This window comes from Acinetobacter sp. YH12117, assembly GCF_013418865.1.
Classification (GTDB): Bacteria; Pseudomonadota; Gammaproteobacteria; order Pseudomonadales; family Moraxellaceae; genus Acinetobacter; species Acinetobacter indicus.
The window spans coordinates 1-22,214 of record NZ_VPBF01000044.1 but is presented as its reverse complement, the minus strand read 5'-3'; the positions used below and the strand labels follow the sequence as shown (position 1 = coordinate 22,214).

Below are 22,214 nucleotides of genomic sequence, written 5' to 3'. Positions count from 1 at the left end.
AAACCAATCAATTAATGAAAATATATTCGATTAATCAACCAGTAAAAATCCACACAAGTTGTTCTTCATAATCTCTTAATGATCTTTCCAACACCTCGTCAGTGCCAGAAGCTGGACTCAAAACACTCGACAACTCAGCGATCCGCCTCGTTCATCACCGTGTATCTCGTCGGTATGGGGTGCATTATAGGACAATTTCTTACACACGCAAGTGCTTTTAGCATCTTGTTTTATCGAGTGTTTCTTTTTTATGCACCAATATGGAGCATTTTTACCCGATCTTTGAAATAAACTTCTAATTTTAAAGCAGAAATATTTAATTTATATTTCTGCTTTTTATTTTCGTTAATTTTTTGCCGTTGCCGGTTTTATCTTCACACTCAGGATTTTCACCGGTTGAGCCGGAACATTCTGGTGCACACCAACATTGCGGGTCGGTACTTTGGCAATTTTATCGACCACATCCATCCCCTTGGTAACACGGCCAAACACAGCATAGCCAGCATTACGTGGACTTTTATTCAGGAAGTCGTTATCGACCAGATTAATAAAAAACTGGCTTTTGGCTGAATCAGGATGATTGGTTCGTGCCATCGCCAAAGTACCACGCTGATTGCTCAGGCCATTATAGGATTCATTTCTGACCGGTGGACAGGTATTTGGACGTTCCACCATGGCTGCATCCATACCGCCGCCCTGAATCATAAAGCCCGGAATGACGCGATGGAAAATAGTACCGGTATAAAAACTGCTGCTGACATATTTTTCAAAATTGGCTGCTGACAACGGCGCTTTGTCGTTAAACAGTTCAATTTCAATATTGCCCATGGAAGTTTTCATTTCAATCATTGAATTGGCAGCCCATGCAGAGGCACTAAAGGCAAGGCTGGCGGCCATAAGAACGCTACGTTTTAACATTTCTTTACGAATCCGTGGTTTGATGTTTTGCTTCACTTATATTAATTGTTCAGTATGAAGAAAACATTAGCTGTTCCTTTCAAATCCTGAGAATAAGATGAATAACAATATCCAGAACCAGATTTTTGCGCATCCGCCTTGGCGCTTACACGGCGATGCTTTTATTTTGAATTATTGGCTGAATCCTTTTTTCCTGAAAACAGCCAAACGTTTTCGGCTGGCTCCGTCTCCTTTAGGACGCATGGTCAATGTAATGCTGATCCGTTATCAGGATTCGCCAGTGGGTCCGTATGATGAACTGTTAATTATGGATCATCCTTTATTGTATAAGCATCGCTTGTCGACCATCCCCAAGATTTATGTCTCGACTCAGGCCTCTTTAGTGCATGGCCAGCAGTTATGGGGCATTCCGAAAGAGCTGGCCGAATTTGAATGGCTGGAAAAAGAAGGTCGCACCTATTGTATTGTGCGTCATCAGCAGCAAGAGATGTCAATTTGTCTGGAGCGGCCGAAAAACAGCACCTCGTTTTATATCAATAGTCACCATATTCCGGCTTCATTCTTATCCATTCAGCAGGTCTGGCAAGGCCAGCGCTACCAGTTTAGTCCGAAATTTCGCGGCCGTTTATCTAAACTCAAAACGGTGGAATGGCAAAATACCCAGGATATTTTTCCTGATTTTTCCCAGGCCCGACTATTACAAAGTTTTTATGTGCCGGAGTTTGATCTGTTATTCCCCGAAGCGCAGATTAAAACCAAAACCGCTGTTCCACGTGAAACCAGAAAAAATCTGAGTCGGCCTTTTTAAGTTACCCCTTTTAAAAGAAGCGTGGTCGATCCCAAAATTTTCTGAAATTCTTGCCCAGCTCGAGCGTGAGTTTTTTAGCACGGCGCGAAACCGGGGTTAAATTAATAAAACCATGGGTCTGGTCGGTATATTCCTTATATTGGACTTTGACCCCTTGCTGACGCAGCTTGTGCGCATAAATTTCCGCTTCATCGTGCAGCACATCATGCCCGGCCGTCACAATAAAGGTCGGCGGCAGTTTTCTTAAATTGCCGTAGGTTGGTGAAATCAGGGCATCATCCAGTGCCATATTGTGCTGTAACGCATAATACTCGGTGACGAAATCAATATCCTGCTCAGTCAGCACCAGACCATCTTTATAGGCAAAGAACGACGGATGACGGCTTTTAAAATCCACCACTGGATAAATCAGTAACTGGGCATGCGGTGCATAGGCGGTATTTTTACTACGCTGTGACACCACGGTAGCAATATTGGCACCAGCACTGTCACCCGCCACGGCAATACGGTTTTTCAGAATATTAAATTGACGGCGATGCTGATACACCCAAGCCAAAGCATCTTCACAGCACTGAATCAGCTGTGTCGGTGAAACCTCGGGGGTCAGTGGATAATCGACACTGACCACCTGCGCCTGAGCGGCATGCGCCAATAGCCGGCAAACTTCATCATGGGTATCGAGATTGCCCACCACAAAACCACCACCATGATAAAACACAATCAACGGCAGTTTTTTATGCGGTGCAGGATGATAATAACGGGCTGAAATGGTGCCACTTTGCAGGCTTAAACGTAAATCTTCGACCCGTTTGACATAGGTCGGCTGTTTACGGATCGCCTTCATCTGAGTATCAAAAGCCTGACGCGATTGCGCCGGATTTTCGCCAATAAAACCGATACGCCCCTGCTTGATTTGGGCCGCCATCATGCATTTAATGAGGGGATCAAGTTGCGGATACTGATAAGGATAGCCCAAGGCGCGCGCCAGTGATTCCTGCGCCACACACGGTAAATGATCGAGTGTTCGCACCACCGTACCCTGACTGTTATCAATGATTTTTTGCAGTTTCTGTTGATACGCACTCATCTATCATCTTCCTTTTTTATTCATTCTTCACATTTTCTACATGATCAGTAGTTTAGTGACTATTTCGTTATAGAAGTCCAGTCATCGACCTACATATTCAGAATTTATATACGCTAATCTTATTTCTATAAGGTGTCATTGACAATTTTGATGATACAGAGGGATTGATTTTGCTAATCCGGATAGAAAAAGGACGCTCACCATGTCTAGAAAACTCCTCTTGGTTTCCTGTGCGACCGTATTTTTAGCGGTCGGTTGTGTCGCGTTCCCTGAAGATGGCCACTACAATGGCCGCTATGATCACCGTTATGACCGGGATTACGACCGTAACTATGATTATCGCCGCATGACAGAACGTCAGCGTTGGGAATATGAACAACGTCAAAAACGCTTACAGCAACAACGCCAACGCGAAGCGCAGTGGGATCGACAAAAACGTGAACTGGAACGTAAACGTGCCGAACAAAGCCGTCAGCAGTTACAACGGGAACGCGAACGACGCGCCGAACTGAACCGTAAACGCCAGCAAGTCGAACGCAAACAGCAAGAGCAGCGTAAAAAACGGGTCGAAGAACAGCGTAAACGGATGGAAGAATATCGCAAACGGCAACGTGACCGTCGTGATTAATCCTGTATTTGACAGCGTGCGTGCGATGCACAGTTTAAAAACCCGAAAACCTGGCTTTCGGGTTTTTATTTTGCCGTATGCATTTATTTAAAAGCACTGGAATAGAAAAATAACAGCCTTCCATAATACTAGTGAAAATAGCATGGCCTTCCCTGGCCGGTTTTCGTTGAATATCCCTGTTGAGAAATTAAATCTTCCTCCCTGATTTAAATGATGGTCCTGTTTCATTTGAAATAGACAGCGTTGAATTTAGGGCTGTGGCTGTGCCTCGACTGCCGGTGCTTCCGACCCTGCTGGTGCAGCAGCGGCCGGGGCAGTGACTTCTGCGGCTACGCCCACTTCAGCCCCCGCTTCTACCGGCATGGTAGTCACCTGTACCGTTTCAGGTTGCTCCGGATTTTGTGCCACTTCTGGTGCCTGTGCCGTTTCATGACTGCTACAACCTACCACCGCCAGTCCAGCAAACAAGGCCACAGCCAATACACCCATTTTTTTCATCATTCGATCCTCATTCATTGAAAAATACAAAGTCCAACTTTGCGCTGGCTATACTTTCAAAATTTCAGCACTGGCTGGGCAGATAAAAAGTTAAATTTTTATATCCACCGGTACGAGTTATGCAGTTTTTTATAAACATGAAGATGCAGCTATTTTTACAGCCAATGGAAGGAATCAGCAGGATTAATCTGCTGTTTTTGTTATAGATTACAACAATAAAAAAGAACGAAAGTGCAGAATTATTTTAGAGGAAGAAAACAGCGTGCTCTACACAACATACGGCTAGTTTTGCGAAAAGATAACAGTGTAAATGCGGCACTTTTAAATCTTTAGGGCAAAAAAAAGGCTTATCCAGAGGGCGGATAAGCCAGAAAACACATTTCAAGAAAATATCAAAAGAAACTACAGCGATAGAATCTGGGCGCAATCATACAAAGTTGACCTTGCCCTGTAAAATAGTATTTTTCACTCATTCTGATCGTTTTTATGTATAAAGAATAATCAACTTAAAAATTTTGTATAGACGACTCAACAGCATCTACAGAATTTATCCGGACTTAAAATTAAAATCATTTTCCCATAAATTGGGGTTTCAGCCTCGTAGTATCTTCCTGCACCCTCCCTGCTAAAAAGATCAAAAATTAAAAGAATGTATGTTTTTTCAGCAAATTTCTGCAGATTTAATGACTGGCACCGCTTGAATTTTTATCCCCTGCCCCGACTTCTTTAATAATTACGAAATTCATCACTCATGGCAGTTCAGAATGAACCAGTCAATACTGATGCCAGAAGGACTGTACATGTTTAAGAACCCATTTAAACGGAGTAAATCAATGGCAACCGAGCACAACCAAGACGCTCAAGATCTGCAACAAGAGCAAGTAGAACAAGATACTACCCAAACTCAAGCTGAAACCGAGCAGGCAGACGTTTCCGTTGAGTCTTTACAAGAACAGATTGCGCAGCTCGAAGGCGATTTAAAACTTGAAAAAGCGCGTACCGCCAATGCAGTGTATGAAGCGCAAAAGAGTGTCGAGCGTATTCAGCGTGAATCTGAAAAGCATAAAGAAGCAGTGCTGGAGAAATTTGCCAAAGAACTGCTCGATAGCGTAGATAACCTGGAACGTGCTATTGCCGCAGCTGGCGAAGAAAAAACCCCGCTGTCTGAAGGGGTGGAACTGACGCTGAAATCACTGCTGACGACTTTAGAGAAATTCGGCATTGTGGCGGTAGATACCGCGAACGGTTTCAATGCAGATTTACATCAGGCGGTGGGCATTGATCCAACAGCCAAAGCCAACGAAATTGGCAATGTACTGCAAAAAGGTTATAGCTTAAATGGCCGTTTATTGCGTCCTGCAATGGTTATGGTCGGCGCTTAAGCCTCATAAATTCGGGAGTTGGTGAAATTTTTTCATATTTTTAACTTGAAAAAAATTGAACGGCTCTCATATCGGATAACAAGTGTAAAGCACAATAAAATTTTTGAGGAAACATCCAAATGGCTAAAATCATTGGTATTGACTTAGGTACAACCAACTCATGTGTTGCGGTACTTGAAGGCGATAAAGTTAAAGTAATTGAAAACGCTGAAGGCGCGCGTACAACTCCATCTATTATTGCGTATAAAGATGGCGAAATCCTGGTCGGTCAGTCTGCGAAACGTCAAGCAGTAACTAACCCGAAAAACACATTGTTCGCAATCAAACGTCTGATCGGTCGTCGTTATGAAGACCAAGCGGTACAAAAAGATATCGGTCTGGTGCCATACAAAATCATCAAAGCAGACAATGGTGATGCTTGGGTTGAAGTTAACGACAAAAAATTAGCACCACAGCAAATCTCTGCAGAAGTTCTGAAAAAAATGAAGAAAACTGCGGAAGATTACCTCGGTGAAACTGTTACTGAAGCAGTTGTAACCGTTCCTGCATACTTCAACGATGCACAGCGTCAAGCGACTAAAGATGCCGGTAAAATTGCTGGTTTAGACGTTAAACGTATCATCAACGAACCTACTGCTGCGGCGTTAGCGTTCGGTATGGACAAGAAAGAAGGCGACCGTAAAGTTGCAGTCTATGACTTGGGTGGTGGTACTTTCGACGTATCGATCATTGAAATTGCGGATCTTGATGGCGACCAGCAAATCGAAGTATTGTCGACTAACGGTGATACATTCCTGGGTGGTGAAGACTTCGATAACGCATTGATCGATTACCTGGTTGAAGAGTTCAAGAAAGAACAAAACGTCAACCTGAAAAACGATCCACTGGCGTTACAACGTTTGAAAGAAGCGGCTGAAAAAGCAAAAATCGAGCTTTCTTCTTCAAATGCAACTGAAATCAACCTGCCATACATCACAGCTGATGCGACTGGTCCTAAACACTTGGTGATCAACGTAACACGTGCGAAATTAGAAGGTCTGGTTGCAGACCTGGTTGCGCGTACCATCGAACCTTGCCGTATTGCACTGAAAGATGCAGGTCTTTCGACTTCTGACATCTCTGACGTAATCTTGGTTGGTGGTCAGTCTCGTATGCCACTTGTCCAACAAAAAGTACAAGAGTTCTTCGGTAAAGAGCCACGTAAAGACGTGAACCCTGACGAAGCTGTGGCAATGGGTGCTGCAATCCAAGGTGCTGTACTTTCGGGTGACAAGAACGACGTTCTTTTACTTGACGTAACACCGCTTACACTTGGTATTGAAACAATGGGTGGCGTGTTAACTCCAATCATCGAGAAAAACACCACAATCCCTGCGAAAAAATCACAAGTGTTCTCTACAGCGGCAGATAACCAACCTGCAGTAGACATTTCGGTTTACCAAGGTGAACGTAAAATGGCTCAACAAAACAAATTGTTGGGTAACTTCCAGTTGGGTGATATCCCACCTGCACCACGTGGTGTGCCACAAATTGAAGTATCATTCGACATCAACGCGGATGGTATCTTGAAAGTGTCTGCGAAAGACAAGAGCACGGGTAAAGAGCAATCGATCCAGATTAAAGCAAACTCAGGTTTGTCTGATGCTGAAATCGAAGCGATGATCAAAGACGCTGAAGCGAATGCTGAAGAAGACCGTAAGTTTGAAGAACTGGCAAAAGCACGTAACGAAGCAGATGCCCTGGTTTCTTCTGCTCAAAAAGCAGTAAAAGATCTTGGCGAACAAGTGACTGCTGATGAGAAAACTGCGGTAGAAACAGCAGTTTCAGAACTTGAAGCAGCAACCAAAGAAAATGACGTTGACGCGATCAAGGCGAAAACTGAAGCGCTGCAAAACATCATCATGCCAATTACGCAACGTGCGTATGAAGCAGCCCAAGGCCAAGGCGGTGCGCAAGGTTTTGACCCAAATGCCTTCGGTGGTGATGCAGGTCAACAGCAAAAAGCGGACGATGGCGTTGTCGATGCTGAGTTCACTGAAGTGAAAGATGACAAAAAATAATTTGTCACTTTAAACAAAAAGACCGCGCGTAAGCGCGGTTTTTTTATATCTGCTTGAAAGCAAAAAAGACTTGTTTCATCTCTGCGGCTTTTTTAAGCTAGTTAGACATCCCCATCTGGCCTACTCTGCTTGACCGTTTTCCCTGCTATATAAAGGAAAGAAAATCGATTAATCACAGAGATACAGGTGTGTAGTTAATTATCCCCTTCTCTACAGGAAGTCCAATCTGCGTGATGCGTCCCTTAATCCTGATTGTGTTACTGCTGTTTGCCGCCATGCTGTGGTATCAGAACCAGCAGCATCCGCAGTTGCAGCACAACAGCCTGCTGACCCGGATTCAGGCACCTTTGGATACCCGATTGCGTTACCGGATTGCCGAAGTGGACCCACGCTTTGGTTTAAGCCATGCCGAAGTAGTGCAACTCGCCCAACAGGCCACACAAATCTGGACAGAGGGTACTGGTCAGGACTATTTTGTCTATGATCCACAAGCGCGACTGGCAATCCGCCTGATTTATGATGAACGCCAATATGAATCGGAACAGCGTCGCCTACAGATGGGCCAGATTGAGCAACAGCAGCAGCATTGGGAACACCAGCAGACCCAAGTGCAGACAGTCAAACAGCAGATTCAGCAACTGAACCAGCAGCTGGCCTTTAAAAATGCCCAGTTACAGCAACAGCTGAATGCCTATAACCAGCAGGTGCAGCAGCTGAACCAGCAAGGCGGTGCATCGGCCACACAGCGCAGCTCTTTAAACCAGCAGCGCCAGCAACTTGAACAGCAAACCGCCAGTTTACAGGCTGAAATTCAACAGTTTAATGTGCGTATTGCAGGCTTGAACCAACAGGTCGATGCCCTCAACCAGCTAAATCAGTCAATTGATGCTTCGGTGCAGCAATTTAACCAGCGCTTTCAGCCGCGTTTATTTGATAAAGGCAGTTTTGATGGTAAAAGTATTCGCATCTATGAGTTTCAGTCAGCTGCCGACCTGCGTTTAACCTTGGCACATGAATTCGGTCATGCCTTGGGCTTGGGGCATACCCATGATCCACATGCCCTGATGCATCCTCTCATGCAAGAGCAAAATCTGGATCATTTTCAGCTAACTGCCGCCGATTTGGCACTTTTACAGCAGCGTTAAATACATTTGATGCTTTTCATTACAAGTTAATCTAGAAAACCGGGGCTTTATCGCCAACAGCACTGCCCTCTCTGACTATTTCATGTTATTGTGAAAGCCGCAATTTCAACAGGAATGTTTGTGGAGATTAATGTGAGTTACTACCATATTTTGATTGAAGTAAATGACCACATCAGCACGATTGAACAAACGCGTGATATTGAACTGTTTGATATCGTCGATATTCAGCCGTATCTCTACTCTATTCTATTGCCATATTTTAATGAGCAGATGATTGAACTCGAAGAAGAAAATGTCGAGTTTGAAGATATCCTGCATTTAGAAATTAAACAGACCCTGTTGCCGGTCAATCACCTGATTGAAGAAGAACAAAAATTGCTGCCAAGTGATACCGATGTCACCATTACAGCCTATGAAGTGTTTAACAACCGTGATTTGAGTCAGGATGTAACCACGGTGATTTTTGATATTTTAGAAGCCGTGAAGATTGATACCTCAGATATTGAATAAACATCCGGGCGCCATAAGGCGCCCTTTTTTATTGCTTATTTATTGCAGCATCATCAGTTTGGCATTTTCATTACGAAAAGCGCGTAACACCTGCTGTCCGGCACGCCCGGTTGGACTTAAGCCCAAGCGGATCTGTTCCTGACGAATGGCCTGACGGGTTTTATCACCAATCAGGCCATCTACCGCACCAATATCATGGCCGCGATTTAATAAAAACTGCTGGATTTCACGACGTTCTGCGCGTGAAGTGCCCGGATCATCGGTAGGCCATGCCGTCACAAACGGGCCTTTGCCCTGTAAACGGTCGGATAAATGCGCAATGGCCAAGGCATAACTTTCCGCGGCGTTATAACTGTAAATGGCATCAAAGTTTTTAAACACCAGGAAAGCCGGGCCATTGCCGCCTGCCGGTGTCAGCAAACCGGCCTGACTGCTGCCTGAAAGATTGCCCTGAATCAAGGCACTGCCATCGGCTCGTACTAGCCCACGATTGACCCAGCTGCTTAAGGATTTTTTATTGCGGCGCCCTTCTCCACTGACTGACATGCCTGCGGGCAATTTCACTTCAAAGCCCCACGGCTGTCCGCTTTGCCAGCCACGTTTTTTCAGGAAATTGGCGGTTGATGCCAAGGCATCAGTGGTGCTTGAGACCAGATCACGGCGGCCATCACCATCAAAATCCACTGCCAGTTCTTCATAGGTCGATGGCATAAACTGGGTATGACCAAATGCCCCGGCCCATGAGCCTCTGAGCTGATCTTCACGCACATCGCCGCGTTGTAAAATACGCATGGCGGCAAAGAATTCGCCGCGGAAATAACTCTGACGGCGGCCTTCGCAGCTTAAAGTACCTAAAGCCTGCAATAACGGATAACGGCCAGAAATATCGCCAAAATTACTTTCTACGCCCCACACCGCGACCACGGTTTCTGGCGGTACCCCATAAGCTGCTGCAACCCGGTTCAGCACCTCACGGTGCTCGGCCAGTTTTTGCTGGCCCAGTTGTACGCGTTCTTCATCGACCAGACCAGACAGATAATCCCAGATTGGCGTCGAAAATTCCGGCTGATAATTCAGGCGTTCAATCACGGAATAATCTGGCGTTAAATTTTGGGTATAGCGGTCATAAGTACTGCCACTGACGCCCTTGGCCATGGCCTGACCGCGTAAATTGGCCAGACAGGCCTGGAAATTATTTTGAGGCTGGATGGTGCTTGGCACCGGCGCCGTGGTGGTGACCGGCTGACCGTTAATAATCAGTTCTGCATGTAGCTGAGATGCAGCCAATGCCAAAGATCCGAAAACAAAAGCAAAGCGATGCATACTATCCCTTATGTCATTTGAATTTAAAACTGGTTTTACCATAACAGCTGGGCCATAAAATGACAGGGTAAAAACGTAAATTTAAATTTATTTGCTTCATTTTAAATTCATATTTCAGTTTTGAATTTAAAAAATCTTATCCACAGATCTAATCTTGAGTATTTTTAAATTCAAATCTCGGTTTTCTTATTTTTAAATTTAAATTCGTTGTTTTAAATTCATTTTTTCAGACTTCAGCCAGTAAAAGTTATCCACACCCACAAAACAACACGAGTTTTAAATTTAAATCATCATTTTTAAATTTATTTCAGCAAAACTTATCCACAAAAACCCATCCACCGGACCGTAAATCTGTACTTTTTAAATTTAAATTGCAGTTTTTGAATTTATTTCGCAGGTTTTAAATTCAAATTTTTAAATTTAAAACTACAAACAGGTTTGAATTCATAATTTTGAATTTAAAGTTCAGCGGATATTTTAAATTCAAACTGCATATTCAGATTTAAATTTAAAATCTGTGTTTGAATTCATTTTTAATTTTTTCAGATGCTCTGTATTTATGTTTGTTTTTTAGCCATTTATAGTTATAAAAGATCTGGACTGAAGCAATCAAGCCTGTTGTTGAACCAGCCGACCAATGGCAGCTGGCGAAAAAGAGCGCAATCTTGCCCGAATTTCTGGCATAAAAAAAGCGGCCCGCTGAGGGACCGCTGTTTTCATAAACGAATCTGCAGTTAAATGCTCATATCTTCACTCAAGGCCAGCGGATTTGGCAAAATTTTCGCCAGCTGACGGCACAGTGACGTCAGTTCGCGACTGTCGTTTGGCATTAGGGTAATATGCCCGATTTTACGGCCTTCGCGTTCAGTTTTATTGTACAAATGCAGATGTGCACCATTTAACGCCAACACATCTTCCGACTTTGGATGCTGACCAATAATATTCACCATCACCGTTGGGCGCACCACCTCAGTCGAACCGAGCGGCAAACCAGCCACTGCACGGACATGGTTTTCAAACTGTGAACAGACTGCGCCTTCAATCGACCAGTGCCCTGAATTATGCACGCGTGGTGCCATTTCATTGGCATACAGGCCTTTTTCAGTGACAAATAGTTCTAGTGTCAACACACCAACATAGTTCAGATGATTCAGCAAACGTGTAATATAGTCTTGCGCCACCGGTTGCAAGTCAGTGCTGTTCGGTGCCGGTACAATCGAGTGCGACAAAATCCCGTGATGGTGATGGTTTTCAGCCAATGGCCAGGTTTTGACATCGCCATTTTGGCCACGTACCGCAATAATTGATACTTCACGCGAGAAGGTGACAAAACTTTCTGCAATCAGCAAGCCGGCAGGGCCGAGTTCTGCCCAGGCCTGATCAATCTGATCGGCGCTACGCAGCACAAACTGGCCTTTACCATCATAACCGCCAGTCGCGGTTTTCAGTACAATCGGCAGACCTAATTCAGCCACCGCCGCCTGTAAACTGTCCAGCGAATCAACCGCCTTATACGGCGCCACCGGAATCTGCAGCGCATCAAATAGAGCTTTTTCCTGCAGACGGTTTTGCGCAATCGCCAGTGCCTGACGCGGCGGATGCAACGCTTTACTTTGGGTCAAGACATCAACATCGGCCAGCGGGGTATTTTCAAATTCCAGGCTAAATACATCTGCACTCTGGATAAAATCCTGCAAACCGTGTTCAGCTGCGCTTGAATAGACCGTACCTAAAGCTGCAGAAGGGCAATCTGCACTGGCTTCAAAGAAAGTACATTGAATATTGAGTGGTAACGCGGCTTGCGCCATCATGCGGCCAAGCTGCCCACCGCCAAAAATACCAATGGTTTTATTCATAAGGAATGTCCCGTATTACGCCTGACCCGGAATATTGTTGCTGGCCACTTTATCGGTTTGCGCTGCACGGAAATCAGCGACATTTTTCGCAATCTCTGGACGCGTTAAACCCAGAATCTGGGCAGCCATAATGGCAGCATTGGTGGCACCGGCCGGACCAATTGCCAAGGTACCCACCGCAATTCCGGCCGGCATTTGTACAATCGACAGCAGTGAATCGACACCATTTAAAATAGAAGATTTAACCGGCACACCCAGCACTGGAAGATCAGTCTTGGCTGCGCACATGCCCGGTAAATGGGCAGCGCCACCCGCACCGGCAATAATCACCTGAATACCACGATCACGCGCAGTTTCGGCATATTCGAATAAACGGTCTGGGGTACGGTGCGCAGAAACCACTTCCGCTTCAAATGGGACACCAAGCTGCTTGAGCATATTGGCAGTGTGTTCGAGAGTTGCCCAATCAGATTGAGAACCCATAATAATTCCAACGAGAGGAGCGTCTTGTGCTGCGGCCGCATTCATTGCTAATGTTCCAGAGACTAAGTGAAAAAAGATAAATCTCGACGAGAGCCAAGCTTTAATGAATAAGCTCCGTATTATAGACTGAAAAACCGGCTGGCTAAAGTTCGGCGCAAGAATAAAGATTAAAATTATCTGTTTGTAAAACTGAAGAAAATACAATGATGGCAATAGGCCAAAAATACAAAAAGAGGACATACAGCGGTGAAAAAAACGCTATAACTATCAAGATAAAGCTTTTTGTAATGAATAACTTAAGATTAGATTAAAGATATTTTCAGGGCAGTTTCCATGTGGTTCAAACTTAAAATCTGGCTACAAAACCCTTCAGAAAACTTATGGCTGATGCCGGCGCTGGGTGCCATCTTTGCGACATTTTTTTCATTATTTGCCATCGCCAGCCAGTATTTTATTCCGGCCAGTACGGTACCGAATATCAGCATCGACACCTTGGGCAGCTTGCTGGATATTATTGCATCCAGCATGCTGGCAGTGACGACCTTCTCATTGTCGATTATGGTGGCAGCTTTTGCTTCGGCTTCAAGCAGCGGCACACCACGTGCCTATAGCTTGATGATGAGCGATGACAACACCCGGCTGGCCATTTCCAGTTTTATTTCCGCTTTTATTTATGCAGTGATTGCCAAAATTGCCCTGGGGCTGGAGTACTACGGTCCATCCGGACGTTTTGTGCTGTTTATCAGTACCATTCTGGTGCTGATGTACCTGATTTATACCCTAATTCACTGGGTACAAACCCTGTCCAAACTCGGCAATTTAACCACCACCATCGACAAGATTGAAACTGCGGCCAAAAAGGCCTTGGGCCAGTTCCGGCATCAACCGGACTTGGGGGCAACAGGGCAGAAGCCTGCTTTTGCGCCCAGCTTTTGCGTCTATAGCAGCACAACCGGCTATTTTAACCATGTCGATCTGGCCGGACTGGAGCAGATTGCCGCGCAGCAGCAACTGCATTTACATCTGCCATCTATGCCGGGAAAATTTTTAGATCCGATGACTGCGCTGGTCGAGGTCTATAGCCCGCAGGCGCTGTCCGAAGAACAGCAACAGCAGATCCGCGATCAAATTCTGCAGCATCTGATTATTGAAACCAATCGCAGTTTTCTACAGGATCCGCGTTTTTGTCTGCTGGTGATGAGTGAGGTCGGGCAAAAAGCCATGTCGAGTGCAATTAATGATGTCGGGTCCGGCATTAGCGCGCTGAATGCGCTGACCCGGATTCTGATTGACAGTCGCCCGGACCCGGAGGCGACGCGCTGTGATTATCCGCATCTCAGTATTGAGTGCTTTGATCTGCAAGACCTGATTTATGGCAGCTTTATGCCGCTGGCCCGCGATTGTGCCCAGAATCTGGAGTTAAATCAGCGCCTGCTGAAATGCCTGTCGATGATTGCGCAGAATGTGCCGGAACCGGAACTCAGACAGGCGGCCACGCAGATGGCGATGCAGGTGCTACAACGCTGTTTACATCACTTTGATTTCGCACCAGAACGGGCGCTGATTCAAGCGGATTTCGCCGCGCTTTTTCCGCATCTGCCACAGCCTGAATAAGACTTAACTGCTGCGAAAAACGAAGTAAACACAACCGAGCAGGCATAAACCGGCCCAGAGATAATCCAGTTTAAACGGCTGCTTGAACAGATACAGCATAAACGGCACAAAGACCAGCAGGGTCACCACTTCCTGGGTAATTTTCATTTGCCCAAGTGACCAGCCATGCTGGGCCAGCAAGCGCGTGGCCGGAATCATAAAGGCGTATTCGAGCAGGGCAATCATCCAGCCAAACAAAATGGCCTGCCACAGCGGCGCGCCATGCAAAAATTTCAGATGTCCATACCAGGCCAAAGTCATAAAACAGTTGGAAATAATTAACAGCAGTAAAGGGAAGGACATAGGCGGCAGTATCCAGAAAATGTCAGCCTATTGTACGGTTTCAGGCCAAAAAAGCAGTGCAGCCGTGCGGATTTTTTTCACGGTCAGCATCCGCCTGGAAAATGCCTGATTTTTTCGGATTCCAGTCAACGAATCCCTACAAGAATGACTATCTTTTCCGAAACAGCCTTGCTATCGTTGCTGACAATTCAATACATCATGACCAGGCCATCAACAAGAATGGTACGGTCCTACACGCAGTGGAGTAACAGCGGATGCATCTGCATATTTTGGGTATTTGTGGCACTTTTATGGGCTCTCTGGCCTTGTTGGCGCGTGATCTGGGACATACCGTGACCGGTTCCGACCAGAATGTTTATCCGCCGATGTCGACCCAACTGGAAAATGCAGGCATTACCTTAATGCAGGGCTATGACCGCAGCCATTTACAGCCGCATCCGGACTTGGTGATTGTCGGTAATGCCATGAAACGTGGTATTGATGCGGTGGAATATATGCTCAATGCCGGTCTGCCTTATGTTTCAGGTCCACAATTCCTGGCCGATCATGTGCTGCAAGGCAAGCATGTTCTGGGCGTGGCCGGCACCCATGGTAAAACCACCACCACCACCATGCTGGCCTGGGTGCTGGATCAGGCCGGTCTGGAACCGGGCTTTTTGATTGGCGGTGTTCCGCTTGGCTTTAAAGAAAGCGCGCGTTTAGGTGGTGGCAAATACTTCTGTGTTGAAGCCGATGAATACGATTCTGCTTTCTTCGACAAGCGCTCCAAGTTCGTGCATTACCATCCGAAAACTGCCATTTTAAATAACCTTGAATTTGACCATGCCGATATCTTTGATGATCTGGCGGCGATTCAAAAACAGTTCCATCATCTGGTGCGTACCATTCCAAGTGAAGGCTGCATTATTGCACCGGTTACCGAAACTCATATTGATGAAGTGCTGGAAATGGGCTGCTGGACACCGGTGGTGCGTACCTCACTGACTGCTCATGCCCAGGCCGCGCTGTCTGCCGAGCAGTTACAGGCCGATGGCTCACATTTTAAAGTGCTGCAAGATGGCGTGATTCAGGGTGAAGTCTGCTGGAACATGACCGGTCAGCATTCAGTGGCCAATGCCCTGGCAACTATTGCCGCGGCGGCGCATGTTGGTGTATCGATTGAAACGGCCTGTGCCGCCTTGTCCAATTTTGGCGGGGTAAAACGCCGTATGGAGCTGCTCGATACCGTACGCGGCATTGAGGTCTATGATGACTTTGCCCATCATCCGACGGCAATTGACACCACCCTGGAAGGCGCGCGTAAACGTTTAGGTGAACGTAAACTGTGGGCGATTATTGAGCCACGTTCCAATACCATGCGTATGGGCAGCCATAAAGATGGACTGGCACATTCAGCGCGTCTGGCCGATGAAGTAATCTGGTATCAACCGGAAGGACTGGACTGGGATTTACAACCGGTGGTGGCTGCGGCACCAAACAAGGCCAAAATTGCCCGGACGCTGGATGACATTATTCATACCGTCAGCCAGGAAGCAGGCGAGGGCGATGCGGTGGTGATCATGTCTAATGGCGGTTTTGGTGGTCTGCACCAGAAATTATTAAGCGCATTAAAATCGGCTTAAGCACGTTTATTGACCTGAAACATCATTCAACGGGGCTGTAGTTAGAATACTGCAGCCCTGTTTTATTGTCATACAATTCAATAGATTAAAATAAATATACAAATATCTGAATAAAAACGGTTTTTTAGAGATAAACTTGTCATTAACTCCTGTTAAGTTAGAACGATCACATCCTGTGCTATAACGGTTCCTGATGAGGTGAAAAGGCGCAGGCTGTCCCACAATAAGCACAACAAGAGGATGACCACCATGTCCCAGACAATGCAAGCCATGGTTTATCATGGCGCCAATGATATCCGTTTTGAACAGCGTCCACGTCCCCAGATTCTGCAACCCACCGATGCCCTCATCCGCGTGACCAAGTCAACGATTTGCGGTACCGACCTTGGCATCTGGAAAGGCAAAAACCCGGAAATTGAAAGCACCGCAATCGAAAAAACCGGCCAGTTTGATGGCCGTATTCTCGGCCATGAAGGGATCGGGATTGTTGAAGAAGTCGGTACGGCAGTCAAAAATTTCAAACCGGGCGACCGGGTGATTATTTCCTGCGTCAGCCGCTGCGGTACCTGTGAAAACTGCCAGAAACAGCTCTATGCGCACTGTCGCAATGAAGGCGGCTGGATCATGGGTTATATGATTGACGGCACCCATGCCGAATATGTACGAACCCCATTTGCTGATACCTCGCTGTATCCGCTGCCAGAAGGACTGAATGAAGAGGTCGCGGTATTTTTATCAGATGTGTTGCCGACTTCGCATGAAATTGGCGTGCAATATGGCAATGTCAAACCCGGCGATACCATTGCCATTATTGGTACCGGCCCGATTGGGATGGGCTGTCTGCTGACTGCACAATTCTATTCACCGGCACAGATTATTGCGGTGGACATGGATGATAACCGGCTAGCCATGGCCAAAGAACTTGGCGCGACCCATACCATTAACTCGGCCAAAGAAGATGCCATTCAGCGCATTCTGGAGATTACCGATGGCCGCGGGGTCGATTGCGCCATGGAAGCCGTGGGGGTAGAAGCCACCTGGAATATTTGCCAGCATATCGTCAAAGAGGGTGGTCATCTGGCCAACGTCGGAGTACACGGCAAATCGGTGAATTTTGAGTTAAATAAACTCTGGATTAAAAACCTGACCATTACCACCGGTCTGGTCAATGCCAATACCACCGGCATGCTGCTCAAAAGCTGCTGTGCCGGCAAACTGCCGATGGAACGTCTGGCCACCCATCATTTTAAATTTGACCAGTTTGAAAAGGCTTATGAGGTATTTAAACACGCTTCAGATGAAAAAGCCCTGAAAGTGATCATTGATTACAGCTAAGGTCTTTATCGGCAATCAAAAACCACGAGTTCATGCTCGTGGTTTTTATATATTGGCTGCCCCTCCAAAGTCGGCGGCGGGTTCAAGTGCCAGATTTAAGCGGCGACATCAGCCAGGGTGGGCTCGCGTCGAAACATGACTTCAACATAAGAACAGACCGGTACAATCTTGAGCTGTTTTTCCCGGGCAAACTCGACCAGCACATCCAGTAATTGGCGGGCAATGCCTTGGCCACGCAATGAATCATCTACCCAGGTATGGTCGGCGACAATTTTATGTGCGTCCTGCCATTGATAGGTAATTTCAGCAATCCGCTGTCCATCCCGTTCAATAAAAAATGCGCCGCCACGTTTTGCCTCTTGATGTTGAATATCCATTGCTGTCCTGCCTTAAAGTTTATGTGTCATCTGATGAATTAGGGTTGAAGTACATCCTGAATTGACGGGTCTTTTTCAAAAGCCGCTTTGGCATAAGGGCAGAGCGGTATAATCTTGATCTGCTGTTCGCGGGCATAATTGACCGCAGCTTCAACTAAGTGACGTCCCACACCCTGACCACGTAACTGTTCACTGACCGTGGTATGGTCAATAATGATTTTATCTTCGCCAGCACGTGAATAGGTCATCTCTGCCAGACGCTCGCCATTGGCTTCAACAAAAAAGGCCCCTTTGCTGTCATTGTTTTCGTGTTGCACCATCATTTTTATCATATCCTCGCATCTGAATTTTGAGTATCTGCTTTCTGCAGAAAAAAATATAGCATCTGATCTGTAATCTAACATTTTCACTGCATGTTGAAACAATTGCATACAGTCGCTTTTTTCTTGACGAGGAATACACTGTAGCACGCGCTCATTTACATTCGGCCATTTGCACTTTACTTAAAAATATGCAATTCTCTGTCGACTTTGGGGCATTCCCCCAACACAGAATTGTTGAACAAGGGGAGTAGCCTCCTCCAAGCGTTAAAAGCCAGATGAAACTCACTGGTTTTAACGTGTCAGACTATCGTCATTACACTTTGCAAAAAGTCGGTATCTGAGCATTGAATCTGCACAGGCAGGGCAATGTAGGCAAGACCTTGATCACGTTGTTATGGATGTTTTTATTTCATCTGGCAACGGGTCAAGGTTTTTTTATGGCCAATTGTCGGATGTGGAGATTGTATGGAATCTATCGGCAATATCTGGCTGTATCTGGCCTTTTTTGCGATTGTTATGGTCATGCTCGCCATCGACTTTCTGGGCTTTAAACAAAAAGAAGGCCAGACCGTTCAGGTGCGTACCGCCGCTTACTGGAGTATCGCCTGGGTCAGCGTGGCCATGCTGTTTGGTGGTGGCCTATGGCTGTATCTGAAACAGACCGCCGGACTGGATGTCGCCAATACCAAGGTGATGGAATATCTGGCCGGTTATTTACTGGAAAAATCACTGGCCATTGATAACGTCTTTGTCTGGCTGATGATTTTTGCTGCCTTTGCCATTCCACCGGCACTACAACGTAAATTGCTGTTATATGGTGTACTGGGTGCAATTGTGCTCAGAACAATCTTTATTTTTATTGGTGCCTGGTTTGTGCAGGAATTCTCCTGGATTCTGTATCTGTTCGGTGCCTTCCTGGTCTATACCGGCTTTAAATTCCTGCGTGGACAGGACGATGAAGACAGCAATATCGAAGATATGGCGATCCTGAAATGGTTACGCAAACATATGCGGATTACCCCGCAGCTGGAAGGCAGCCGCTTCTTTGTACGTAAAGAGGGCTTACTCTGGGCCACGCCACTCTTTCTGGTGCTGATTCTGGTTGAAGCCTCCGATGTGATTTTTGCGGTGGATTCAATTCCTGCGATTTTTGCTGTGACCAGTGATCCCTTTATTGTCTTGACCGCCAACCTGATGGCGATTTTAGGCTTACGCGCCATGTTCTTCCTGCTGGCCGGTGCAGCCACCAAAATGCATTATCTGCCGTATGGGCTGGGAATTATTCTGGTGTTCATTGGCTTCAAGATGCTGATGCTGGATGTGTTCCATATGCCAATCTGGATTTCCCTAAGCTTTATTGTGATTGTGCTGGCAATTACTGCCTGGCTGTCGATTCGCCACAGTCGCAAGCATCATGAAACCACGCTCTAAAGTGGCCTGATTGATCAAAAAGCCCGTTGCATACGGGCTTTTTTTATTTTCCATATTCAGGGATTACTCTTAAATATCAGTGTATAAGTACTAGATTTAACTGAATATTTTAGAGTTGACCCAGTGGACATCTTGTATTTCACCCAAACTGGCAACAGTTTTGCATGACACCCAATGTCTGTGACTGAATGTTGGATTTTCCATACAGGGCAGCGCTTTTCAGCTACAATCAACCGAAAAAATTAAACAAGTGCAGGTTTTTCATGTCTTCTGTCATTGCAACGACGGCAATTCGCGGCCGCTTCCTCGATATTCAGAATACAGTTGCCCAAGCGCGTGATATTCACGACCAAGTGCGCTATGTAGAAGATGGTTTATTAATCACCCAATACGGGAAAATTCACTGGTTTGGTCCCTGGGAAGAGGGGCAGGTGCATATTCCGGCCGGTGTTTCGGTGCAGCATTATCCCGATCAGCTGATTATACCCGGCTTCATTGATACCCATATTCATTTCCCACAAACCGAAATGGTGGGCGCCTATGGCACCCAGCTGCTGGAATGGCTAAATACCTATACCTTTCCAACCGAAATGCAGTTTGCCGATAAAAGCTATGCCGACAAGATAGCCGCATTTTTTGTGCAGGAACTGCTGAAAAATGGCACCACCACGGCACTGGTGTTCTGTACCGTGCATCCTGAATCTGTCGATGCCCTTTTTGAAGCCGCAGAACAGCACCAGATGCGCCTGATTGCTGGTAAAGTGCTGATGGACCGTCATGCACCCGAGGAACTCTGTGACACGCCAGAACGCGCCTATCAGGAATCTAAAGCACTGATTGAAAAGTGGCATGGAAAAGGCCGTAATTTATATGCGATTACCCCGCGTTTTGCACCGACCTCAACGCCGGCACAACTGGAAAAAGCGCAGCAGCTGAAAGCTGAATATCCGGATGTGTATTTACATACCCATTTAAGTGAAAACAAAAATGAAATTGCCTGGGTCAAAAGCCTGTTCCCGGAGCAAAAAGGCTATTTAGATGTCTATCATCATTATGGGCTGACCGGTTCACGTTCGGTATTTGCGCATTGTGTGCATCTGGAAGAGCAGGAGTGGGACTGTATGCACCAGACCAATTCCGCAATTGCCTTTTGTCCGACCTCCAACCTGTTCCTGGGCAGTGGCCTGTTCCCGATTCATCAGACCTGGCAGAAACAGGTCAAAATGGGCCTGGGCACCGACATCGGGGCAGGGACCTCGTTTAGCCAGCTGCGCACCATTAGCGAAGCCTATAAAGTCCAGCAGCTACTTGAGCAAAACCTGTCGGCCTATGAAGCGCTGTATCATGCCACTTTAGGCGGTGCCAAAGCACTGGATCTGGATGACAAGCTCGGCAATTTCAATATCGGTAAAGAAGCGGACTTTATTGTGCTGGATTTAAACGCCACCGCCTTGCAGACCCTGCGCCAGCAGCACAGCAAAGGCCTGGAAGACAGCCTGTTTGCGCTCATGACCATGGGCGATGAACGGAATATTCAGGCCACCTATATTTATGGACAATGTGCCTATGTCCGCGACTAAACCTATACGCCGGGCGCAACCGAAATGGCGGGTGGCGCTCACGCTGATTGGTCTGGCCTTATTGCTGAAAAGAGACCACCCGGTCAAAAATGCTGTTTTTTTAGACAGCAAAGAGGATGCATCTGACCGCAAGATGTATTAAAATTAAGGCATATTTTGGGGTGTTGCAGGTCAACACCTTTTTTATTTTTTGCTCTTTTAGGGATCTACCCATGACCGTTGATATGAAAGTATTGATTTCTGCTGAAGAAATTCATGCGAAAGTTCAAGAACTTGGTAAACAGATTAATGCGCATTATGCCAATAGCGACAAGGAGCTGGTGTTAATCGGTTTACTGCGCGGTTCTGTGCTGTTTATGGCCGATTTATGCCGGACCATTGAAAAACCGCATGAACTGGACTTTATGACCGTTTCAAGTTATGGCGGCAGTACTGTGTCTTCGCGTGATGTAAAAATCCTGAAAGACCTCGACGGCGAAATTCGTGGCAAAGATGTGCTGGTGGTAGAAGATATTATCGACTCTGGCAATACCCTGAGCAAAGTACTGGAAATTCTACAAACCCGTGAACCAAATTCGATTGAGCTGTGTACCTTGGTCAGCAAACCGTCACGCCGTGAAATTGAACTGGAAGTTAAATTCCTGGGCTTTGAAGTAGAAGACAAATTTATTGTCGGTTATGGCCTCGACTATGACCAGAAATATCGCCATATCCCGTTTATTGGTGAAATCGGTCTGTAAGCAACCGCAAAAGAAAGTGGCGTTCAGCCCACTGCTGTCCCATAGTTTGCTTTAAATAAAAAAACCTGAGTCCTAACAGTTAAAATATGAGTGTAAACAAACACTTTAACGACCAGGATTCAGGTTTTGTCACATCAGAATACCGTATTTCA

The 22,214-nt window shown here is 46.1% G+C and carries 22 protein-coding genes; 13 read left to right on the top strand and 9 right to left on the bottom strand.

What is annotated here, in order from left to right:
- Positions 1 to 345 precede the first annotated feature (345 nt).
- Positions 346 to 918: a peptidylprolyl isomerase gene (locus FTU55_RS12885; RefSeq protein ID WP_180047294.1), complete on the bottom strand. Its 573-nt coding sequence runs from the start codon at positions 916 to 918 to the stop codon at positions 346 to 348.
- Positions 919 to 1,015: 97 nt separating this feature from the next.
- On the opposite strand from FTU55_RS12885, the gene FTU55_RS12880 reads away from it, so the two are divergent.
- Positions 1,016 to 1,726: an acetoacetate decarboxylase family protein gene (locus tag FTU55_RS12880; protein WP_168400221.1), complete on the top strand. Its 711-nt coding sequence runs from the start codon at positions 1,016 to 1,018 to the stop codon at positions 1,724 to 1,726.
- A gap of 10 nt (positions 1,727 to 1,736) precedes the next feature.
- On the opposite strand, the gene FTU55_RS12875 is transcribed toward FTU55_RS12880, so the two are convergent.
- Positions 1,737 to 2,813, bottom strand: coding sequence for an alpha/beta hydrolase (locus tag FTU55_RS12875; RefSeq protein ID WP_005181046.1), 1,077 nt, complete (start codon positions 2,811 to 2,813; stop codon positions 1,737 to 1,739).
- A 202-nt stretch (positions 2,814 to 3,015) separates the two neighbouring features.
- Here FTU55_RS12875 and FTU55_RS12870 point away from each other — a divergent pair, with 202 nt between their 5' ends.
- Entirely contained in the window at positions 3,016 to 3,441 is a 426-nt protein-coding gene (locus FTU55_RS12870) for a hypothetical protein (RefSeq protein ID WP_005181048.1), read from the top strand.
- 249 nt (positions 3,442 to 3,690) lie between these two features.
- Here FTU55_RS12870 and FTU55_RS12865 read toward each other — a convergent pair whose 3' ends face one another.
- Entirely contained in the window at positions 3,691 to 3,939 is a 249-nt protein-coding gene (locus FTU55_RS12865) for a hypothetical protein (RefSeq protein WP_180090486.1), read from the bottom strand.
- A gap of 833 nt (positions 3,940 to 4,772) precedes the next feature.
- On the opposite strand from FTU55_RS12865, the gene grpE reads away from it, so the two are divergent.
- The 4 genes from grpE to FTU55_RS12845 all read left to right on the top strand — a co-directional run bounded on the left by grpE (position 4,773) and on the right by FTU55_RS12845 (position 9,036).
- On the top strand, positions 4,773 to 5,321 hold the full coding sequence (gene grpE, locus FTU55_RS12860) for a nucleotide exchange factor GrpE (protein WP_005181051.1): 549 nt from the start codon (positions 4,773 to 4,775) through the stop codon (positions 5,319 to 5,321).
- Between the two features lie 119 nt (positions 5,322 to 5,440).
- A complete protein-coding gene (dnaK, locus tag FTU55_RS12855) occupies positions 5,441 to 7,381 on the top strand; it encodes a molecular chaperone DnaK (protein WP_005181052.1) in 1,941 nt (646 codons plus the stop codon).
- A 233-nt stretch (positions 7,382 to 7,614) separates the two neighbouring features.
- Positions 7,615 to 8,526, top strand: coding sequence for a matrixin family metalloprotease (locus FTU55_RS12850; protein ID WP_075168301.1), 912 nt, complete (start codon positions 7,615 to 7,617; stop codon positions 8,524 to 8,526).
- A 120-nt stretch (positions 8,527 to 8,646) separates the two neighbouring features.
- Positions 8,647 to 9,036, top strand: a complete 390-nt coding sequence (locus FTU55_RS12845) for a hypothetical protein (protein ID WP_162182855.1) — start codon at positions 8,647 to 8,649, stop codon at positions 9,034 to 9,036.
- A gap of 39 nt (positions 9,037 to 9,075) precedes the next feature.
- On the opposite strand, the gene FTU55_RS12840 is transcribed toward FTU55_RS12845, so the two are convergent.
- The 3 genes from FTU55_RS12840 to purE all read right to left on the bottom strand — a co-directional run bounded on the left by FTU55_RS12840 (position 9,076) and on the right by purE (position 12,743).
- Entirely contained in the window at positions 9,076 to 10,359 is a 1,284-nt protein-coding gene (locus FTU55_RS12840) for a lytic murein transglycosylase (protein WP_075175487.1), read from the bottom strand.
- Positions 10,360 to 11,093: 734 nt separating this feature from the next.
- A complete protein-coding gene (locus FTU55_RS12835; protein WP_180047292.1) occupies positions 11,094 to 12,215 on the bottom strand; it encodes a 5-(carboxyamino)imidazole ribonucleotide synthase in 1,122 nt (373 codons plus the stop codon).
- A 15-nt stretch (positions 12,216 to 12,230) separates the two neighbouring features.
- The gene (gene purE / locus FTU55_RS12830) at positions 12,231 to 12,743 is read right to left on the bottom strand and encodes a 5-(carboxyamino)imidazole ribonucleotide mutase (RefSeq protein ID WP_005181065.1); all 513 of its coding nucleotides are present in this window, start codon (positions 12,741 to 12,743) and stop codon (positions 12,231 to 12,233) included.
- Positions 12,744 to 13,031: 288 nt separating this feature from the next.
- Here purE and FTU55_RS12825 point away from each other — a divergent pair, with 288 nt between their 5' ends.
- Complete coding sequence (locus tag FTU55_RS12825; RefSeq protein ID WP_005181067.1) at positions 13,032 to 14,312, top strand: DUF2254 domain-containing protein; 1,281 nt, start codon at positions 13,032 to 13,034, stop codon at positions 14,310 to 14,312.
- A gap of 3 nt (positions 14,313 to 14,315) precedes the next feature.
- Here FTU55_RS12825 and FTU55_RS12820 read toward each other — a convergent pair whose 3' ends face one another.
- On the bottom strand, positions 14,316 to 14,654 hold the full coding sequence (locus FTU55_RS12820) for a DMT family protein (RefSeq protein ID WP_005181069.1): 339 nt from the start codon (positions 14,652 to 14,654) through the stop codon (positions 14,316 to 14,318).
- A gap of 254 nt (positions 14,655 to 14,908) precedes the next feature.
- Here FTU55_RS12820 and mpl point away from each other — a divergent pair, with 254 nt between their 5' ends.
- A complete protein-coding gene (gene mpl / locus FTU55_RS12815) occupies positions 14,909 to 16,276 on the top strand; it encodes a UDP-N-acetylmuramate:L-alanyl-gamma-D-glutamyl-meso-diaminopimelate ligase (RefSeq protein ID WP_168384703.1) in 1,368 nt (455 codons plus the stop codon).
- Positions 16,277 to 16,525: 249 nt separating this feature from the next.
- Positions 16,526 to 17,611 carry a zinc-dependent alcohol dehydrogenase family protein gene (locus FTU55_RS12810; RefSeq protein WP_180047290.1) on the top strand — a complete coding sequence of 362 codons (1,086 nt, stop codon included), beginning with the start codon at positions 16,526 to 16,528 and terminating at the stop codon, positions 17,609 to 17,611.
- A 95-nt stretch (positions 17,612 to 17,706) separates the two neighbouring features.
- Here the strand turns inward: FTU55_RS12810 and FTU55_RS12805 are convergent, their stop codons facing one another.
- Complete coding sequence (locus FTU55_RS12805) at positions 17,707 to 17,988, bottom strand: GNAT family N-acetyltransferase (protein WP_180047288.1); 282 nt, start codon at positions 17,986 to 17,988, stop codon at positions 17,707 to 17,709.
- 38 nt (positions 17,989 to 18,026) lie between these two features.
- The gene (locus FTU55_RS12800; RefSeq protein WP_219605518.1) at positions 18,027 to 18,320 is read right to left on the bottom strand and encodes a GNAT family N-acetyltransferase; all 294 of its coding nucleotides are present in this window, start codon (positions 18,318 to 18,320) and stop codon (positions 18,027 to 18,029) included.
- A 456-nt stretch (positions 18,321 to 18,776) separates the two neighbouring features.
- On the opposite strand from FTU55_RS12800, the gene FTU55_RS12795 reads away from it, so the two are divergent.
- The 4 genes from FTU55_RS12795 (at position 18,777) to hpt (ending at position 22,062) form a co-directional block, all read left to right on the top strand.
- Positions 18,777 to 19,742, top strand: a complete 966-nt coding sequence (locus FTU55_RS12795) for a TerC family protein (RefSeq protein WP_180047285.1) — start codon at positions 18,777 to 18,779, stop codon at positions 19,740 to 19,742.
- 263 nt (positions 19,743 to 20,005) lie between these two features.
- Positions 20,006 to 21,322 carry a guanine deaminase gene (guaD, locus tag FTU55_RS12790; RefSeq protein ID WP_180047283.1) on the top strand — a complete coding sequence of 439 codons (1,317 nt, stop codon included), beginning with the start codon at positions 20,006 to 20,008 and terminating at the stop codon, positions 21,320 to 21,322.
- Positions 21,309 to 21,464: a hypothetical protein gene (locus FTU55_RS12785; protein WP_005181085.1), complete on the top strand. Its 156-nt coding sequence runs from the start codon at positions 21,309 to 21,311 to the stop codon at positions 21,462 to 21,464. Before guaD ends, FTU55_RS12785 begins: the two co-directional genes overlap by 14 nt.
- Before the next feature lie 70 nt (positions 21,465 to 21,534).
- Positions 21,535 to 22,062 carry a hypoxanthine phosphoribosyltransferase gene (gene hpt / locus FTU55_RS12780; RefSeq protein ID WP_005181088.1) on the top strand — a complete coding sequence of 176 codons (528 nt, stop codon included), beginning with the start codon at positions 21,535 to 21,537 and terminating at the stop codon, positions 22,060 to 22,062.
- The last annotated feature ends 152 nt before the right edge of the window (positions 22,063 to 22,214 follow it).

What these genes read in the sequence shown, in the direction of transcription:
- FTU55_RS12885 (WP_180047294.1), bottom strand. Translation starts at nt 918, where the DNA reads ATGTTAAAACGTAGCGTTCTTATGGCCGCCAGCCTTGCCTTTAGTGCC.
- FTU55_RS12880 (WP_168400221.1), top strand. Translation starts at nt 1,016, where the DNA reads ATGAATAACAATATCCAGAACCAGATTTTTGCGCATCCGCCTTGGCGC.
- FTU55_RS12875 (WP_005181046.1), bottom strand. Translation starts at nt 2,813, where the DNA reads ATGAGTGCGTATCAACAGAAACTGCAAAAAATCATTGATAACAGTCAG.
- FTU55_RS12870 (WP_005181048.1), top strand. Translation starts at nt 3,016, where the DNA reads ATGTCTAGAAAACTCCTCTTGGTTTCCTGTGCGACCGTATTTTTAGCG.
- FTU55_RS12865 (WP_180090486.1), bottom strand. Translation starts at nt 3,939, where the DNA reads ATGAAAAAAATGGGTGTATTGGCTGTGGCCTTGTTTGCTGGACTGGCG.
- grpE (WP_005181051.1), top strand. Translation starts at nt 4,773, where the DNA reads ATGGCAACCGAGCACAACCAAGACGCTCAAGATCTGCAACAAGAGCAA.
- dnaK (WP_005181052.1), top strand. Translation starts at nt 5,441, where the DNA reads ATGGCTAAAATCATTGGTATTGACTTAGGTACAACCAACTCATGTGTT.
- FTU55_RS12850 (WP_075168301.1), top strand. Translation starts at nt 7,615, where the DNA reads ATGCGTCCCTTAATCCTGATTGTGTTACTGCTGTTTGCCGCCATGCTG.
- FTU55_RS12840 (WP_075175487.1), bottom strand. Translation starts at nt 10,359, where the DNA reads ATGCATCGCTTTGCTTTTGTTTTCGGATCTTTGGCATTGGCTGCATCT.
- FTU55_RS12835 (WP_180047292.1), bottom strand. Translation starts at nt 12,215, where the DNA reads ATGAATAAAACCATTGGTATTTTTGGCGGTGGGCAGCTTGGCCGCATG.
- purE (WP_005181065.1), bottom strand. Translation starts at nt 12,743, where the DNA reads ATGAATGCGGCCGCAGCACAAGACGCTCCTCTCGTTGGAATTATTATG.
- FTU55_RS12825 (WP_005181067.1), top strand. Translation starts at nt 13,032, where the DNA reads ATGTGGTTCAAACTTAAAATCTGGCTACAAAACCCTTCAGAAAACTTA.
- FTU55_RS12820 (WP_005181069.1), bottom strand. Translation starts at nt 14,654, where the DNA reads ATGTCCTTCCCTTTACTGCTGTTAATTATTTCCAACTGTTTTATGACT.
- mpl (WP_168384703.1), top strand. Translation starts at nt 14,909, where the DNA reads ATGCATCTGCATATTTTGGGTATTTGTGGCACTTTTATGGGCTCTCTG.
- FTU55_RS12810 (WP_180047290.1), top strand. Translation starts at nt 16,526, where the DNA reads ATGTCCCAGACAATGCAAGCCATGGTTTATCATGGCGCCAATGATATC.
- FTU55_RS12805 (WP_180047288.1), bottom strand. Translation starts at nt 17,988, where the DNA reads ATGGATATTCAACATCAAGAGGCAAAACGTGGCGGCGCATTTTTTATT.
- FTU55_RS12800 (WP_219605518.1), bottom strand. Translation starts at nt 18,320, where the DNA reads ATGATAAAAATGATGGTGCAACACGAAAACAATGACAGCAAAGGGGCC.
- FTU55_RS12795 (WP_180047285.1), top strand. Translation starts at nt 18,777, where the DNA reads ATGGAATCTATCGGCAATATCTGGCTGTATCTGGCCTTTTTTGCGATT.
- guaD (WP_180047283.1), top strand. Translation starts at nt 20,006, where the DNA reads ATGTCTTCTGTCATTGCAACGACGGCAATTCGCGGCCGCTTCCTCGAT.
- FTU55_RS12785 (WP_005181085.1), top strand. Translation starts at nt 21,309, where the DNA reads ATGTCCGCGACTAAACCTATACGCCGGGCGCAACCGAAATGGCGGGTG.
- hpt (WP_005181088.1), top strand. Translation starts at nt 21,535, where the DNA reads ATGACCGTTGATATGAAAGTATTGATTTCTGCTGAAGAAATTCATGCG.